General features: G+C 64.0%; 12 protein-coding genes. 4 read left to right on the top strand and 8 right to left on the bottom strand.

The genetic code is table 11. The features are described from left to right. Positions 1–292: 292 nt before the first annotated feature. From AAD018_RS09420 to AAD018_RS09410, 3 genes are read left to right on the top strand one after another with little or no spacing between them, the layout of a single operon-like run. Positions 293–787, top strand: coding sequence for a nuclear transport factor 2 family protein (locus AAD018_RS09420; protein WP_367316330.1), 495 nt, complete (start codon positions 293–295; stop codon positions 785–787). Next, positions 784–1,401, top strand: a complete 618-nt coding sequence (locus AAD018_RS09415) for an NADPH-dependent F420 reductase (protein ID WP_367316331.1) — start codon at positions 784–786, stop codon at positions 1,399–1,401. The genes AAD018_RS09420 and AAD018_RS09415 overlap by 4 nt, the downstream gene beginning before the upstream one ends. A 16-nt stretch (positions 1,402–1,417) precedes the next feature. Then, complete coding sequence (locus tag AAD018_RS09410; RefSeq protein WP_367316332.1) at positions 1,418–1,882, top strand: nuclear transport factor 2 family protein; 465 nt, start codon at positions 1,418–1,420, stop codon at positions 1,880–1,882. A 713-nt stretch (positions 1,883–2,595) separates the two neighbouring features. Here the strand turns inward: AAD018_RS09410 and urtE are convergent. The 5 genes from urtE to urtA form a co-directional block, all read right to left on the bottom strand. Next, complete coding sequence (gene urtE / locus AAD018_RS09405) at positions 2,596–3,285, bottom strand: urea ABC transporter ATP-binding subunit UrtE (RefSeq protein ID WP_367316400.1); 690 nt, start codon at positions 3,283–3,285, stop codon at positions 2,596–2,598. Further along, the gene (gene urtD / locus AAD018_RS09400; protein WP_367316333.1) at positions 3,285–4,034 is read right to left on the bottom strand and encodes an urea ABC transporter ATP-binding protein UrtD; all 750 of its coding nucleotides are present in this window, start codon (positions 4,032–4,034) and stop codon (positions 3,285–3,287) included. Before urtD ends, urtE begins: the two co-directional genes overlap by 1 nt. Beyond that, a complete protein-coding gene (urtC, locus tag AAD018_RS09395; RefSeq protein WP_412005261.1) occupies positions 4,031–5,218 on the bottom strand; it encodes an urea ABC transporter permease subunit UrtC in 1,188 nt (395 codons plus the stop codon). The genes urtD and urtC overlap by 4 nt, the downstream gene beginning before the upstream one ends. 41 nt (positions 5,219–5,259) lie before the next feature. Continuing rightward, positions 5,260–7,200, bottom strand: coding sequence for an urea ABC transporter permease subunit UrtB (gene urtB / locus AAD018_RS09390; protein WP_367316334.1), 1,941 nt, complete (start codon positions 7,198–7,200; stop codon positions 5,260–5,262). A gap of 114 nt (positions 7,201–7,314) precedes the next feature. Beyond that, on the bottom strand, positions 7,315–8,589 hold the full coding sequence (gene urtA / locus AAD018_RS09385) for an urea ABC transporter substrate-binding protein (protein ID WP_367316335.1): 1,275 nt from the start codon (positions 8,587–8,589) through the stop codon (positions 7,315–7,317). 75 nt (positions 8,590–8,664) lie between these two features. Here urtA and AAD018_RS09380 point away from each other — a divergent pair, with 75 nt between their 5' ends. Further along, on the top strand, positions 8,665–8,793 hold the full coding sequence (locus tag AAD018_RS09380) for a hypothetical protein (protein WP_367316336.1): 129 nt from the start codon (positions 8,665–8,667) through the stop codon (positions 8,791–8,793). Between the two features lie 863 nt (positions 8,794–9,656). On the opposite strand, the gene AAD018_RS09375 is transcribed toward AAD018_RS09380, so the two are convergent. The 3 genes from AAD018_RS09375 to AAD018_RS09365 all read right to left on the bottom strand — a co-directional run bounded on the left by AAD018_RS09375 (position 9,657) and on the right by AAD018_RS09365 (position 16,420). After that, positions 9,657–9,848, bottom strand: coding sequence for a hypothetical protein (locus tag AAD018_RS09375; protein ID WP_412005231.1), 192 nt, complete (start codon positions 9,846–9,848; stop codon positions 9,657–9,659). A 62-nt stretch (positions 9,849–9,910) separates the two neighbouring features. Continuing rightward, positions 9,911–16,114, bottom strand: coding sequence for a DUF7948 domain-containing protein (locus tag AAD018_RS09370; protein ID WP_367316337.1), 6,204 nt, complete (start codon positions 16,112–16,114; stop codon positions 9,911–9,913). A 99-nt stretch (positions 16,115–16,213) separates the two neighbouring features. Next, positions 16,214–16,420 (bottom strand): hypothetical protein, encoded by a 207-nt coding sequence (locus AAD018_RS09365; RefSeq protein ID WP_367316338.1) that lies wholly within the window; start codon positions 16,418–16,420, stop codon positions 16,214–16,216. Between the last annotated feature and the right edge of the window lie 14 nt (positions 16,421–16,434).

Below are 16,434 nucleotides of genomic sequence, written 5' to 3'. Positions count from 1 at the left end.
CGTGTTCAAGGACGCGATCGGAGAGCCGGTCTGGACCCATGTCCTGCACCGCCGGGCCGCTCGCGCTCGCACACTTATAATGGATACGCAACTGCCCTTTCAGAGGTGGCGCATCGCTGCGGCTACGAAAACATTTCCGGTCTCAGCCGCGCTGTCCACCGCGCCCATGGGGTCACCCGCTCTGAACTGCGCAAGTGATGCGCGGATTGGGCAAACAAACGCGCAGGATGGGCATGAACCGGAACGATGAGCCGAACGTTCCCGTTAGGACATCACCAAAGAGGATCGTCTCATGCCGCGTTGCCCGCACCCCGTGCTTGTCTCGGCCCTATCTCTAGCGCTCGCCGCCCCGGTGAACGCACAGGATTCCGCCGATACCCGCGCTGTGGTGGAGGCCTTCGGCGCGGCGCAGGCCGCAGGGGACGGCTCGGCAATGCTGGCCTTGATGGCGGAGGACGTTCGGTGGCGGCTCGACGGTGATCCATCGGTGCCTTGGGTCGGCGAGCATCGAGGCAAATACGCCGTCGGAAGCTTCTTAGAGACGCTGACTTCAAACGTCACGATCGAGAATGCCGAGGTCGTCGCACTTGCCGTGGACGGACCGAATGCCTTCTCGGCGACCACGGTATCGATGATAGTGGGCGATTGCGCGGTTGCATCGAACAACGTGAAGCGCTTCGAGGTTCGGGACGGGCTGATTGTCGTTCACAATGTCTACGAGGATAGCTGGGCCGTCGCGGCTGCCTTGACCGCCGAAGACAGCGAGTACCCGGAGACGGCACGGTGAAGATAGGCATCCTCGGCGCGGGCGGTATCGGCGGCAATCTAGGGCGCCTCTGGGCCAAGGCGGGACACGAGGTGCACTTCGCATCGCGCCATCCCGAGCGCCTCGCCGATCTCGCCACACAAGCCGGTCGTGGTGCGACCGCAGGCACGGTTGCGCAGGCCGTCGACGGCGCCGACGTAGTTCTCGATGCCCTGCCATACGCTGCCGCGCTGGATATCGATCCCGCTTCCGTCGCGGGCAAGGTCCTGATCTCCGCGTCGAACTACTATCGTGACCGCGACGGCGCGCTCGACCTGCGCGGGCTAAGCCAGACCGAAGCCGTCGCCGCCCGGCTTCCGGGTGTACGGGTCGTCAAGGCGTTCAACATGATGCGCGCAGACGAGTTCGCCGCGCGCGCCGAAGGCGCGTCTCGCCCACCGCTGGCCATCTACGTCGCGGGTGACGATACCGCTGCGCGGTCGGTGACTGAGGATCTCGTAAGGGACGCCCGCTTCGCCCCCGTCGAAGTAGGGTCCCTGGCGAACGGGGCCCTCTTCGAGGTCGGCGCGCCACTTTACGACATGCGAGTGAGTGAGGCTGACGCCCGCGTGCTTCTTGCCGAATACAAACCCTGAAAAAGGAGCTTCCGAAATGAGCCGACTTATCCCTTTGCTGCTGCTCGCTGTAAGCGCGACCCCTGCCATCGCGCAGGACCTTACCACCGAAGAGCGCCGTGCCCTTGTCGAGACGTGGTATGAGACGATGGACTACGACATGCTCGCCGACGAGTTGGAATGGGTTCACGCGAGCGGCTTCTTCGGTGGCGAAACCCTGACTACTCGCGCGCAGGTCGAAGAGCAATTAACACCGTTTTACTTCGAGGTATTCGACGACATCGCCGTGGACATCCACCGGGTCGAGGTAGGTGAGAGCTCCGTTTTCAGCTTTGGAACCTACAACCTCACACCCAAGAACTCGACTGAGGTTCATACGGCAAACTTCGTCCACGTCTGGACTATCGACGACGACGGCAGGCTCGATGGACTGGTGCAATATGCCGACACATGGTCCATCAATCTCGCGCTCGCGGACGGTCGAGTGCTGAAAGGCGACTAGTTCGGCGAACTGCGCAATCTGCGATGAGGGCAGCCCCGATATTGACGATGTCCGCTCGGGCGCGCCCTCAGCAGGGCAATGGGGCGCCTTTGATAGGCGTTAATGGCGCGCGCTCCTCTCCGTGCTTTGGATTGTTCCTACGGGCCTCATCAAGTGATGCGCCCTTAAGAAGCCCGTCGAAATAGCCCCCTACCTTTTAGTAGCATAGCTGATTGGTCGTTCGCTCGCCGAATGAAGGCGGTAGATGCTGGCACATGAGATCATCGCGTTCGACAATCCGCGCAGCGACGGACGCCGACCTGCCACGCATCCATGCGATCCGCCACAACACCTCGGAGAACCGACTGACAGACCCGTCCCTCCTCACTGACGCCGAAGTCACTTGGTACATAGCCGAAGCTATTTTCCTTGTTTTGGAGGACGACGAGTGCGTGCAGGGTTTTGCGTGCGACAACTATCAGACGGGCTACGTCTGGGCCCTTTTCGTGATTGAGGCGGCGCAGGACTGCGGTCACGGCCCATACCGGACCTTCATCGGTCTACCACATGCCGCCGTGCAGCTTCCCAAAAGCGCACTTTCACCTCGCCAGCGGCATGACCGCAAACTGGACGGCAGCTGTACAAATAGAACCGCCATGCGCCATATCATCGCGAAGGTCCGATTTTCCCGATACAATACGTTAACGAAACGCTTCTTAACGACCGCCGGGCACTTATACGGAGACGAGGGAGAGCAATTTGTCGCGATCCGTATCGCTACGCGGAGCTTCATGGACGATCTCCCCACGTCGCATAGCGACAACCCGGTCTGCCAGCGCCCAGGCGAAGTCGAAACGTTGCTCCACCAAGACGATCGCCATTTCGCCTTCCGCGCGGAGGCGTTCGATGACGCGGCCAATCTCGGCGATGATTGAAGGCTGGATGCCTTCGGTCGGCTCGTCGAGCAACAGCGCGCGGGGACGGGTGACGAGGGCGCGGGCGATGGCGAGTTGCTGCTGCTGCCCGCCGGATAGGTCGCCGCCGCGCCGACCGCGCATCTGGTCGAGAACGGGAAAGAGATCGAAAATCGCGTCGGGGATCATCCGCTCCGATCGCGAAAGACAGGCGAAGCCGGTTTCCAGATTCTCCTGTACCGTCAACAGCGGGAACACCTCGCGTCCCTGGGGCACATAGGCGATGCCGGCGCGTGCCCGCGCGCGGGCGCCGGGACGCAAGGCTATGCCGTCGAAGGTCGTCGTCCCACCCGAGGGGTGTCGGCCAGCCAGCGCCTTGAGGAGCGAGGTCTTGCCGACCCCGTTGAGCCCCATCAGCGCCGTCACCTCGCCGGTGCGCGCCGTCAGGTCCAGGCCCGGTATGATGACCGACCCGCCGTAGGACAGCGTGAGATCCCGTACCGCCAGCATCACGCAGCCTCCCCCTCGCGGCCCAGATAGACGGCGATTACTTCGGGGTCGGCGACCACGTGGTCGAGCGATCCCTCCGCCAACACGCGGCCCTCGTGCAGGACGGTGACCCTGCATCCAAGACGGCGGACGAACTCCATGTCATGCTCTACCACGACAACGGCACGGGTCCGCGCGGCCTCCACCAGCATGGCGGTCGTCTTCTCGCGCTCGGCGGTCGTCATCCCAGCCGCAGGCTCGTCCACGAGCAGCAGACGCGGCTCCTGTGCGAGCAACATCCCGATCTCCAGCCACTGCTTCTGCCCATGGGACAGAATGCCCGCGGGGGTCTCCAGCGCCTCTTGCAGTCCGACCTGTTCGGCCAGGGCGGCAATGCGCGCCGTCTCTGCGTTCCGGCCCCTAAGTACCGCGAGCGGTCCCCGTACGCCCTTGAGCGCGAGCCGCAGGTTTTGCCGCACGGTCTGAGCCTCGAACACGGTGGGTTTCTGGAACTTCCTTCCGATTCCGGCGCGGGCGATGCGCGCCTCGCTCAATTGCGTCAGGTCGGTGCTCATCTCGCCATAGCGGATGGTGCCTTTGTCGGGCCGGGTCTTGCCGGTCACGAGGTCCATGAATGTCGTCTTGCCTGCTCCGTTCGGTCCGATGACCGCGCGCAGTTCCGGCTCGCTGATGGTGAACGACAGGTTGTCGATGGCGCGAAAGCCGTCGAACGCCTTTGTCACGCCGGACACTTCGAGAAGGGCACTCATTCTGCGGGTTCCTTTCCGTCGAGCCGCGCTTCCTCGCGGCGCAGACTTCCCTGATCGGGGCCCATGTCACCGACGCGCACGGGCCGTTTGAAGCGATCGAAGAGCCCGCCGATCCCGTCAGGCGCGAAGAGGGTGATGGCCACGAACCCGAAGCCGAGCAGGACGAGCCACCAATCCGTCCAGCGGATCTCATAGAACCCCAGGTCGATGTCCGGCGCCCCGCCCCCGGTGAACCACGACGACAGAAGCGAGACCGCCGCTGCGCCGATGATTGCCCCGTAAAGACGTCCGCGACCACCGATGGCGACCCAGACGGCCAGGTAGATCGACGCAATGGGCGCGATTTCGGCCGGGTTCACGATCCCCGCCTGCGGATAGTACAGCGCGCCCGCGACCCCCGCGAGCATGGCGGTGCCGGTGAAAACGGCGAGCTTGTAGGCCTCCACTTCGTAGCCAAGAAACCGGACACGCGCCTCGTCGTCGCGGATCGCACGCAGCACAGAACCGAAGCGATCCGAAACTGTCCAGGCGGCCAGGAGGTAGGTCAGGGCCAGGGCCACCGCAGACGCCCAGAGGAACCACAGCGAGATGGTCGATTGTGGCACGGTCTCGAGCCCTGGCAGGTTCTGGAGCCCCGACAGCCCATTGTTTCCGCGTAGTCCACTGTCGTTCTGGAACAGCCAAAGCGAGAGGGCCAGCGTGCCCGCCTGCGTCAGGATCGAGAGATAAACCCCGGTCACGCGCGAGCGGAACGCCAACCAGCCGAAGATCAGCGCCAGCAGGCCCGGCACTGCGACGACAGCCAAAAGCTGCACCGCGAGGATATCGGAGAATGCCCACATCCAGGGAAACTCGTCCGAGCCGACGACACCGAAGATTTGCGTCGCCGCCGCCTGATCGATTTCGGCGGGCGTGGGGGGAAGGGCGGCACGTTCAAGCTGGGCGGCAACGATCCCCTCCGTCCGCGCCCGCATGAGCCACATGCCGATGGCGTAGCCCCCGATCCCGAAGAACGCCATGTGCCCCAGCGAGAGGATTCCGGTGTAGCCCCAGACGAGGTCCATCGCGACCGCCACGAGACACAGGCACAGCGTCTTGCCCAGCGTCTTAACGAAGGATGTCGAGATCAGCCCCGCCTCGGCCAAGACCGTTGCGCCCACGGTCAGCACGAAAAGAGTGCCGATGACGGCGAGCACGTCCGTCCGGCGATAGAGCGGCTGCGCATTCACGGGGCGAACCTCCCCTTCTGCGGGACAATGCCCCTGGGACGGAACTGGATGAAGGCGATCACAAAGAGGATCATATAGGTCTGCGCTGCCAGCGTGTTGGTCGGGTTGAGCCACTCGATGCCCTTCTGGAACCCGCCGATCATGCCGGCCCCCGCCAGTGTGCCAAAGACACTACCGACGCCGCCGACGACGACGGTCATGAAGGATTGCACGATGTAGGCTGCCCCCATCTCGGAGGTAACCTGGGCATAGAGACCGATGGCAACCCCAGCGACCCCGGCAATGCCGGAGCCCAGGCCGAAGGTCAGCATCCCAATCCGCCCAGGGTCGATCCCCATGGAGGCGGCCATGCCCGGGTTCTGCGTCACCGCGCGCACCTCGAGACCCAGCCGGGTACGGCGCAGGATGAATACGATCAGCGCAAGGAACGCGAGCGCCAGGACGAATATCGCTACGCGGATCCACGAGATACCGATTGCGTCCGAGATGATCCACGATCCGGCCAACCAATCGGGCGAGGTCAGCGGCACGGCCTGGGTCCCGAAGACGTTCTTGGCGATCTGCTGGAGGGCGACCGAAATGCCGAACGTCGCCAGCAACGTCTCAAGCGGGCGGTGCATCAGGTAACGGATCACCATCCGTTCCAGTGCGATACCCGCAGCGGCCGCGACAAGGAAGGCCATTGGAAGCGCCACGATCAGGCTGAGCGTATAGTCGGGGATCAGAAGCTGCACGACATAGCCGGTGTAGGACCCGATCATGATGAACTCGCCATGCGCCATGTTGATGACGCCCATGACACCGAAGGTGACGGCAAGACCGATGGCGGCGAGGAAATAGATGCTGGCGAGGCTCAGGGCGTCGAGCCCCAGATCCACCGCCTTATGTCCCGTGAGCCGCGCCTCCATCCCCGCCAGCGCGGCGGAGGCGGCATCAGTAACGGCGGCGTCCGGTTCCGTGTAGCGGTCGTAGAAGGTCACGCCTTCGAAGTCGGCCATCGGGATCTCGCCCCAGCCGTCTTTCGGCACGGTGGCGGACGTGAGAGCTGCATAGGCGTTCCAGCGCGCGGCTTCGGTGTCCAGGGTTGCGACGGGGGTGCCCGCGACTTGATCGCCTTCGATGGCGGCGATGAGGGCGGTATCGCGCGTTTGCGCATCGACCGGGGCCTCGGCCAGTTCCGCCTCGACCAGGAGCGCATGGGCTTCAGCCACGGTCAAATCGTCGCCGGGCTGGAGGATCTTAGCGACATTGTCCTCCTCCAGTGGGGGACCGTCGCTGACCGTTCGGCGCACAGTCAGGATCTGTGCAAGCGTGGCCCGATCCGCGATAGCGACGCCCTGCGACAGCGCCTCGATGGCGGCGATACGCTCTGCGGGGTCTTCGGCAAACCGCGTCGTCAGGCGGTTGTCCAGTGCGGATTTGAGCGCTGCGATCTCTGCATCCGTCTCCCCCTCGATGGAGGCGCGCAGGGGCGCCAGTAGTTCCGCTGAGGGAGAGCGTGCGAGACTGGAGAGAGCCTTCCGGCGCAAGGCAGGATCCGGGTCATTCAGGCGAAACTGCACAAGAGCCGTTCCGATCAGCCGGCGCACGCCGGCATTCGGCCGTACCTCGCTCGTGCCCCCCCGGGGAGAAATGCCGGCCTCTGTCTCGTCCTCGATGGAGGTTAGAATATAGTCGTCCCCGTCTCGCTCACCATAGAAGAAGAGACCGTCGGCATCGCGCTGCACCACTTCGCGAGCGGCCCAACGTTCCAGAAAGCGCGGCATTCCGGGCAATTGCGACGCGGCCAGATCGTCGAGCACAGGTTGAATCGTCCGGCGCGAGGGGGATGCGATGTCCTCGGCATGGACTTGCAACGCCTCCTGCAGCGTACCGGTTTGGGCGGTGGCGGGCGAGACCATCGTCAGGGACAGGACGAAGACGAATATCAGGCGCATGCGGCGTCTCTTCTCTGGTATCGAAGCGCCTCGGCGCATGGGCGACCGCCCGCGCGGCGGCTCGCTGGACGAACAGAACCCTCGGGGCCGCAACAGGCGGCCCCAACGGCGGCGTCAGTAGTTGGACTGAATCTGCACGCAGCTTTCGGTCTCGGTGTTGTACATCCCGCAACCAAGATCCGGCCAATTGGAGGTCAGGACCGCACTTTCCGGCAGGTGATCTGTCCAGGCGTCGCCCGGCACTTCTTCGGTCTGCGACACGATGTCGAACTGCCCGTCCTCGGTGATTTCCCCGATCAGGACCGGCTTGGCGAGGTGATGGTTCGGCAGCATCACCGCCGTGCCCCCTGTCAGGTTCGGAAACTCTTGCCCGTACATCGCATCACGCACGGCATCGACGTCCGTGGTTCCGGCATCCTCGACCGCGTTGACCCACATGTTGAAGCCGATGTAATGCGCCTCCATCGGGTCGTTGGTCACGCGATCCTCGCCCATCCGCGCCTTCCAGGCAGCTACGAATTCCTCGTTGGCCTCGGATTCCGCGCTCTGGAAGTAGTTCCAGGCGGCAAGGTGGCCGACCAGCTCCGAGGTATCGAAGCCCGAAAGCTCCTCCTCACCGACCGAGAAGGCTATCACGGGAATGTCGTCGGCGCTCACGCCCTGCGCGGCCAACTCCTTGTAGAAGCCCACATTGGCGTCACCGTTGATCGTGGAGATCACGCCAACTGGCCGACCTTCCTCGCCCATGGCGACCACGTCCGACACGATCGTCGCCCAGTCGGAATGGCCGAAGGGCGTGTAGTTCACGAAGATGTCGTCTGCAGCCACGCCGTTGGACCCCAGATAGGCTTCCAGAATGTTATTGGTCGTGCGCGGATAGACGTAGTCGGTCCCCAGTAGGGCGAACCGCTCGATCCCCAACTCCTCTAGGAAGTAATCGACGGCCGGGATCGCCTGCTGGTTCGGAGCGGCGCCGGTATAGAACACGTTTTTCGAGCTTTCTTCGCCTTCGTACTGGACGGGATAGAACATCAGGCCGTTCAATTCCTCCAGGACCGGAAGAGCGGACTTGCGCGACACGCTCGTCCAGGACCCGAAGATCACGTCGACCTCTTCCACCGTCAGCAATTCGCGCGCCTTTTCGGCGAAGAGCGGCCAGTCGGAGGCGGGATCGACGACCGCAGCTTCGATCTCGCAGCCCAGCAGGCCCCCGGCCTCGTTCTGCTGATCCACGAGCATCTCGACCGTGTCCTTCAGCGTGGTCTCAGAGATCGCCATCGTCCCGGACAGCGAGTGCAGCACTCCCACTTTGATCGGATCGGCGCAGTCTTGCGCGGCGGCACTCCCTGCAGCCAAGATGGCGGCGGTGGTCAGAAGAAATCTTTTCATAGTTACGTTCCCCATGTCTCCGGCCCTGTCGGCCGTTTTTCGCAGCGGTGGGCCGCGGGTAGGAGAAGTGGGCCGATGACGTGGTCGACCGGCAAGCTGTTGGGCAGGCATGTCAACATGGCATTGTTCGGCAATGCCGACGAATTGGGCGCTCTAGGCCAATTTGCCTCGTTTACGGGCAAGAGCGAGATCACTGAGGACTAGGTTGGCCCTACGACAGTGCGTGCATCACGGCACAGCTAGAAAGGCCTGATAGACCCTCGTTGCTGAGGAGGCCGCAGCTAGGCGAATTATGTCCCAATGGCACCGACCCCCATGGCAGACAGGGTGCTCCTCCCATATGAGACCCCTGGATGGAACATCCAGCGCGTTCCAATTGGGTCGACTAGGGATTGGAAGACTCTCTCTCAAGCACATCCGGAGCCTATCAGAGCACCCTGCTTTCCCGGCCCAGAGCTGCCGTTGTCCAATGGGTCGAGATGCTGCGGCGCGCCCTTCGGAGCCGCCATTCGCTGCAAGCGCGAACCTTCAAGCGAGCGGAACTCACAGTCTGCGGACGAAGCCGCCGTTTGTGACCTTAGAACGAGTGGCTGCTATGCGCGCTTCGCTACGGCAGCGAAAAACAGCAACGGCGGGAAACGGAAGTTCGCTGCAAGTGCGATAGACCAGATGGTCATGTGAAAAAGCAGTCGTTCGTGCTTGATTACCTCGCGAAAGTCTGTCGACTGTACAGATACACGGAAGAACTTGGTGTTGATGAACCTCGATGACAGCCATGCCAACAGACACGAATAGTATAAAATCTGAGGCCAATGCACTTAGAGAAATTGTGTCTTGGTCGAATATAGTCATAGCGAACTCGTTCATAAAACCCGCTTCGACATCTGGAATTTAAGCGTTTAGAAAAGTCCTTCTCAATGGGTTGTGCGCCTTTGTGATGGAAGTACTCCTTGGTAGCAGTCTTAAGTTGGTTGCAGCGTCTCGTTTTCTGCGGCTTGGGCCATAGAGGGATGGTTCGGTTCGTTTGAACAGTTTTGAGCTGTTTCGTGAGTGGATTTTCCGCTCGGTTATGCCGGCACCAGGATTGGTGACGACGAGTTGAGATATGCCTTATCGGGCCTCTGCCCGCGCCAGAGACGCTCGGCGAAGATGTTGTCCCGCCAAGCGCCCTTTCCGTCGATGCTGATCTGGATGTCGGCATCCTTCAGGGTCTTGATTAACTCGATGGATGTGAACTTGCTGCTCTGATCCGTGTTCATGACCTCGGGCTTGGCCGTGGTGGCGCATGGCCAGTCTCGCACGACCCGAAAAGACGGAGAGCTCAGCGCGGCCTCGCGAGCCGGATCACAGTGCCGCCGGCCTCGGTGTCCCTGGCGTCGCCATCCGAGGCGAAGCGGGCCGTGACCTGAACCTCGTCGGCTTCTTCGAAGCGCGACAGATCGAGCTCGCCCGCTAAGTCGAGTTCGAGTTGCGCCCTCCGCCCGCCGGTCTCGAACCGGACCTCGCGCCGGCCCACCACGGTGACGACGACCTCCGACCCGCGCCGCGCGACCACCTCCACCACGATTTCCACGTCGCGCGATTGGTCCAGCGCGACGGGGTCCCGGACGAGATCGAGCACCAGCCGCCGGTCGCGTTCGAAAACGGCGAGTTCGGACCGCTCAAACGACACTCGTCCCGGTTCGCCGAGGGACGCGGTCCGCTTCGTGTCGATGCGACGCAAGACACCTTCGGTCGCGCCGGGCCGCGGAGACAACATGCGCGTTCCGGCGACGACGGGCGCGCGAGCAGGGCTCGCGATGGCCATGTAGGCCTCTCCTTTGCCGCTTTGGAAAGCTGCTTCAAGGTCCCCGCCCGCAGCGAACTGCCAAACCGCGCCGCTAGGTTCCAATATCGATTGGCCGCGCGTGCCGACTGCCGTGAAGAGCCTGCCTTGCACGGATATGTCCATCGCTTCGGCGTATTTAGATCCGGAAAGGGCCAGCGCGCCGAGCGGTCGGCCGTTGGTCGAGAAGATCGCCGCAAAACCGGTGGTTTCACCCTCAGGACCTGGTCTCAGATCGCCCTCGAATGGCGAGAGCGCGCGAAGTTCCGTCGACGTGCCGCTGACGGTGACGCGGTCGTCCTGTACCGAGATCCCGGTCACGAGGTCGAGCCCGTCGCCGCCGACCAGGTGGCCCCAGACGATCCGGCTCTCGCGCGGGCGCAGGGCGAGGAGGAACCCGTCGCTTTCGCCGCGGAGGCTGCCGCGAAAGCCCTGTGCCCGTGCGAAGCCCGACGACGCCGTTATCCCCCCGACAAGGCGCTGGGCCTGCGTGATGCGCACCTCCGTGGCGGCCTCGTCGCTCTTCCCGCCGATATAGCGGCCCGCCACGAGTGGGCCGTCGAAGCTCCCGAAATCTGCGACGAATGCGTCGGTGTGTCCGCCGAACTGCGTCGGAGAGAAGTTCGCAAGCATCCCAGGTGACCGGGTCCAGCCCGCAACGGAAACACCCTGCCTGGCCTGTACATCCAGTGCGAGCGGAACGTCATCCTCGCGTCCACCGAAGTAGCCGCCCGCGACCAGCGATCTGCCGTCGGCAGTCATCTGGCCGACGATCCCGTCGATCCCGCCTGCGGGAGACCGGGGGCTCGTGCCGAAGGGAAGACCGCTCGACGCGGCGTAGCCCGCGAAACCGATCCGACTAAGCGGGTCCGTCGCCAGCGCGGTGATCGCGTCTGCATCCGGGCCGCCGAGGAACGTGACGCTTTCGACCTTAAGTTCCTTGTCCGCGCGCAGGATGTACCCGTCTGATTCGAGCAAGACTGGCCCGGGTCGAATGCGAGAGTCGAAGTCGCCTGTCGATCCGGCTACCACCGTTGTGCCGTCGGCGCTGACCGTGACGTCCGAGATCCACTCGTGATCGCCTCCGACCAACCGCGCCACCGCCGTTGCGACGCCCGTCCGCTGCGGCGCGGCCGCATCGCCGACCTCTAGCCGGGTCCAGATCACGACCTCCGCTCTCTCGTCGACACGCTCGACGGCGAGACCGAAGGCGTCAGGCCCATCGGGTACGAACTTCACTTCGATGTCCTTCGTCAGCCCATTCAAAGTGGCTTCCGCGCGCAGCGGCGCGAGGCGGACGACACCGCCCCCCGTATCGATCAGCAGTCCGCCGTCCCCGGTGGCCTCTGGCTTCCCGCCCTCGACGATAAACCTGATCTTCTCAGGCGAGTGGCCCGGCCTGATCGCAAAGCTCCAGCCGAGCCCAGAGCCGCCTTCCGCTTCGGCGAGCGTCCAGTCGATACCGGACCAGAGCGATTGCCAACGCATTGCGCGGTAGGTCGGCACATTCTGACGGGAGACGCCGGGCGCTGCCTTAATATAGTGATGCCGGCGGTCGAGCGGATAGAGAGCCACGGGTGCCGCACCGGGGGCCGCATCGGGCTTGAAGGAGAGCACCTGGGACTTAAGATTCCGCGGGGCCAGCGTGTTGGCCACGGCGCGAAGTTTGCCGTCCCGGTCGGAGCGGAGAGGCAGCCTCAGTTTCATGTCGATGGCCTCGGCGATTAGGCCAACGATGGGACCACGTCCCAGATGTGTGCCCGTGCGGGACTGGCCATAGTTCGGCTCGAATATCCAGGACGGGTTGTCCGATGCGGTGGCGAGGCCGCGGTCGGCGGGGGCGGGATCGTATGGCGCGCGGTCGCGGCCGTCCGGGGCGCCGTCGCCGTCGGAATCGGGGTCTAGGTGGTTCGGGATGCCGTCTCCGTCCACGTCGCCCTGTTGTTCCTTGCCGTCGGATATCCCGTCGCCATCCGGGTTATTATTGCGCGGCAAATCGACTTCGATCCGGCCCGTATCGACCGCGCTTCCCGCGCAGGCGGTGCCGGGATAGGTCGCCTCGATCTCCCATTCACCACCCGAGGCGGTTACGAAGAAGTCCTCGTAGCATCCGCTCGCATCCGTCTGGACCTGCCGGTAGACCGGCGAGCCGTCTTCGTTCGTGTATCGGATCGTGATCGATTGGTTCGGCTGCGCCGGATCGGTGCAACCGGACGTCTGCACGACCCGGCATATCCGCGGTGATTTGATCCAAGGCGGCAGGAGGCCACGCTTTACGTCATCGGTGGTGTAGCCGTTCGGCTCCCAGCTTGCGGCCCTGTAGCGTTCCTGGTTTTCCTCGGCGTTCCGCGTTGGACACTCTGAGACGCGGGTGTCAGACTTCAGCCCTTGCGTGCGCCTCAGATCGACATCCACTGTCATCCCGCCGAGCCGGATCAGGGTGTTGCCGCTCTTGCGCCATCCCTGCACCTGCATCGTCTGTGTCGTGCAGACCGGCGCATCGTCGTCGGGCGTCACGGTGAAGAGGCCCGCGTGGGTGACGCTGGGCGGGATCAGGGCCTTCGCCGAATCAAAGGACCACTCCCAGGTGTCTGGTATGCCTTCGGCCGTGAAGTAAACCAGCTTGTCTTTCTCGCCCGCGTTCGCCGCGGTGAAGTCGGTCGAGACCGGCGTGTAGGGGCTCGACGTCGTGCTCTGCTCGACCCGCAGGTTGCGCTGGGCCGTATCGTTGCCCGGGTTCGTGTCGTTGAGCAGGCGGCGCAGTTCGACCCGGGCGCAGTGGTGGGGGCCCTCGCCGGCCGGGGGAGTCCATGTGACGAAGGTCTCGGCGGAGCCTCCCGCGGGCACCACGGGTATGATCACTGAAGCGAAGTAGTCGAACGCGCCTTCGCCATCGACGGTGTGGTAGGGCGATGAGAAATAGACTGCGACCTCGACGTCGTAGGCGTCTGCCGGTCCAGTATTTTCCACCCGCACGTAGACGCGGTTTTCCTCGCCCTCGATGGCCGGAGCATCGGACGGTGTAGGCACCCGGCCCTCCTCGCCATCGTAGCCGTCGGACTGGTTGTCGATCCAGATCGCAGGGGACATCCAGGACGGGTCACCCTGGACCATGCCGACATCGTAGTCGGTCACGGGCGGGTCGTAATCGTAAGTCAGCATCACGCCCGGCGGATCGGCGATTTCGGGCCCGACGCTGAGCGATATGCCGGTACCCGGGATCGTCATCGACCCACCGACCGGGATCGCGGCGTCGGTCAGGTCGTCCGCCGTGCCGGGTACCTGATCTCGCAGGATGACGGGTCCCAGTCCCTGTCGGATCAGGTCGTTCGCGTTATAGACGATGACCCCGCTCATCGGCAGTTCGGCATCCGCGTCGCCCAGCAGGTTCGAACGGCCCTCGGCCCAGATCTTGTGGGTCTCGGATTCGAAGGTCGTCAGACCCCTGGTTAACCCGAAGGCGGTCGCGGCGGTGCTCTCTGCGGGTGCGGCACTCTGATAGGCGAGCGGCACCTGGATGCTTGAGACAGGGCTCTCGGGGCGACGGACCCATTCCACGCCGACATCCGCCGTCGTCGGCCATTCCGCATGCATCTTGTTCCAGACCAGCGGATGCACTCCGTTGATAGGCTCGGCCAGCGCATCCCAGCCATCGGCATAGGGCCGCGCGAAATCAGCGTCGGGATGCTCCAGCAGGTCGAGGAGCCCGAACTGATGCGACAACCCGTAGGCGTATTGCTCCGTCGTGTTGTCCGGACCCTGGATCGAGACTGAGAACCGCCGAACCGCGCCGTCGATGACGAAAGGGAAGCTTCCGGTCGTGGCGTAATTGCCAGTGAAGCTCGGATCGTCGAGCACGATTACCAGCCGGTCGAGATCGTCGGCGGGATCGGCCGGATCGAGTCCGTCGAGCACCGTCGGGTCGGTGTCCAGCAGCTTGTCCATCAGCTCTAGCGTCAGATCGACAAGGATGGTTTTGTCGCCGCTTTCGTAGTGCGCGCGATCGTGGTCGAGCGATATCGGGCCGCGCAAGGTAGGGTTGATTTCCGCGGTGCCGCAGGAGACCTCGTCGATCCAGTCGCCCACCTCGGCGATGCGCTGCTCGACCTCGATCTGGTCGGCGGGGCCGGGAAGTGCCGAGAAGTCGGCCAGCACCACCAGCGTATCCTGCGGCCCGGTCGGGAACGGCGCTTTGGTGACCAGAAGGCCCCGACGCGCCACGTTGTTGGACAGCCGGACGCTGTCGAGATCGCTTACACCGGTGCTAGGGTCGTCGTTGCTGACGATCCGCGCGAACAGATCGGCGCGCCCGTCGGGCACGGGCAAGCTGTCGGGATCGGCGGGTCGGAAGACGATCGGCCCGACGAGGATCGAACTCATGGGGTCGATGGACGGCAGAGACAGCCAGTTGGCCGGCTGGTTGACCGCGGGGCTCGACCAGCTCCTGAAGAATCCGTCCACCTCCCAGTCGTCCGGGAAGTCCAGCGGACCGTTAGGGTCACCCCAGAAGAAACGCAGCTGTGCCGGGGACGAGGGCAGCGGGCCGGTGTTCCACACGCGCGCATAGACGTAGTTGTTGCGATCGTGTCGCGGTTGCTCGAACGGGATCGAGGCGAAGCTCTCGGGGGTGACTGATGCAAGATCGGTGATGGGATCGTGGCGGATGACGATGTCGGGCGAGGACAGCGCTAAACTGCCTGGATCGCCGGAAGGCTCCGTTCCGTCATCGAAGCCGTGGTCGCGGACATAGGTGTCGAAGGGGGCATCGCCGCCCAGCCAGGCGACGACGCGATCATAGCCGGAGTCGATGGAGAAAATCCGATCGTCGTCGTCGACCACCGCCGCCGCGGGCGTATGGAACAGCGCCGCGCTCCCGAGCGCGAAGCGATGTTGGCCGACCGGACCGAGGATGTTGAGCCAGTGATTGAAGCTGTCTACGACGAGGATGTCGCCGGTCGCGAGCCGCGCGGCGCCGCGCGGGTAGCGCAGGCCGCGCTGGTCGGTGCCGTAGCGGCCGATCAGAGACCCGGCGCCAGGCCCGCCTGAGACGACGCGGACCCCGTGCTGCTCGGGCGCCGCGAGAAGCAAGGACCCGTCTGGTTCGACTTCGATCCCGTAGATATGGCCCCAGTCGGGGCTCGACCCCCAAACCGACCAACTCATGTCGTCGATGTCGTCGGCAACGATGATACGCGCGTTTCCGCTGTCGGTCGCGAAGATGCGGCCGTCATCCGCGACATGAACATCGCGCGGTCGCATGATCGCAGTGCCGTCGACGCTCGTGAGCGTCGTAGAGGCAAAATTCGGATCCAGCGCATAGGTGTCGGCCGTGGCGTCCCGCCGGAAAGCATAGACGCGCCCGCGACCGGAATCGGCAACGAAAACGTTGCCGTTCGCATCGACGGCGAGTCCCTGTGGCGCCAGCAGTGCCGCGGCATCGGTCGTTGCGGCAACGAACCCGAAATCCTGCCAACTGGCCGCGCCGGTCTCGAGAGCCGACACCTCCGCATGCAAGATCCGGCGTCCGCCCGTGTCGCTGACCAGAAGCCTGTCACGCGCGGAGTCGTGGGCAATCCCGTTCGGAGAGGAGGCCGGCACGTCGATCAGCAGCGGGGCACCCACATCCTGGGCGGCCGCAGGTGACGTCAGCAGCAGCGCGGCCAGTGCGAGGCTTTCGCAAAACGTGATCCAGCGTGCCATTCTATCTCTCCTCTTTCATCTGCGTGTCGGGTGCAGGCTCCCTTGCATTTCGCGTCCAGATGCGGCGTGACGGACCGCCGGCGGTGTCGTCCGGACCTTCTAAAGCAGGTTGTCTGCGGAGATTTCTCCGCGCTCGATGTCGTAAATGATGCGGATACGGTTTTTCGCGAGCTCCGGGAGGTCTTCGGGCATTCCGAGCGGGTTCTCGGGGCCCCAGAGGTGAAAGATCAGTGCCGGGCGCGGCGGCCCTTCGTCGCCGAAGTCGAACAACACGCTGAGGATTTCGAACTCGTCGATCTTCTCCAACGGGACCCGCCGTT

This window comes from Aestuariibius insulae (assembly GCF_040783535.2).
GTDB classification, from domain to species: Bacteria; Pseudomonadota; Alphaproteobacteria; order Rhodobacterales; family Rhodobacteraceae; genus Aestuariibius; species Aestuariibius insulae.
This window is presented reverse-complemented; position numbering and strand designations above follow the sequence as displayed.

What these genes read in the sequence shown, in the direction of transcription:
- AAD018_RS09420 (WP_367316330.1), top strand. Translation starts at nt 293, where the DNA reads ATGCCGCGTTGCCCGCACCCCGTGCTTGTCTCGGCCCTATCTCTAGCG.
- AAD018_RS09410 (WP_367316332.1), top strand. Translation starts at nt 1,418, where the DNA reads ATGAGCCGACTTATCCCTTTGCTGCTGCTCGCTGTAAGCGCGACCCCT.
- urtE (WP_367316400.1), bottom strand. Translation starts at nt 3,285, where the DNA reads ATGCTGGCGGTACGGGATCTCACGCTGTCCTACGGCGGGTCGGTCATC.
- urtD (WP_367316333.1), bottom strand. Translation starts at nt 4,034, where the DNA reads ATGAGTGCCCTTCTCGAAGTGTCCGGCGTGACAAAGGCGTTCGACGGC.
- urtB (WP_367316334.1), bottom strand. Translation starts at nt 7,200, where the DNA reads ATGCGCCTGATATTCGTCTTCGTCCTGTCCCTGACGATGGTCTCGCCC.
- urtA (WP_367316335.1), bottom strand. Translation starts at nt 8,589, where the DNA reads ATGAAAAGATTTCTTCTGACCACCGCCGCCATCTTGGCTGCAGGGAGT.
- AAD018_RS09380 (WP_367316336.1), top strand. Translation starts at nt 8,665, where the DNA reads ATGACGTGGTCGACCGGCAAGCTGTTGGGCAGGCATGTCAACATGGCA.
- AAD018_RS09375 (WP_412005231.1), bottom strand. Translation starts at nt 9,848, where the DNA reads ATGAACACGGATCAGAGCAGCAAGTTCACATCCATCGAGTTAATCAAG.
- AAD018_RS09370 (WP_367316337.1), bottom strand. Translation starts at nt 16,114, where the DNA reads ATGGCACGCTGGATCACGTTTTGCGAAAGCCTCGCACTGGCCGCGCTG.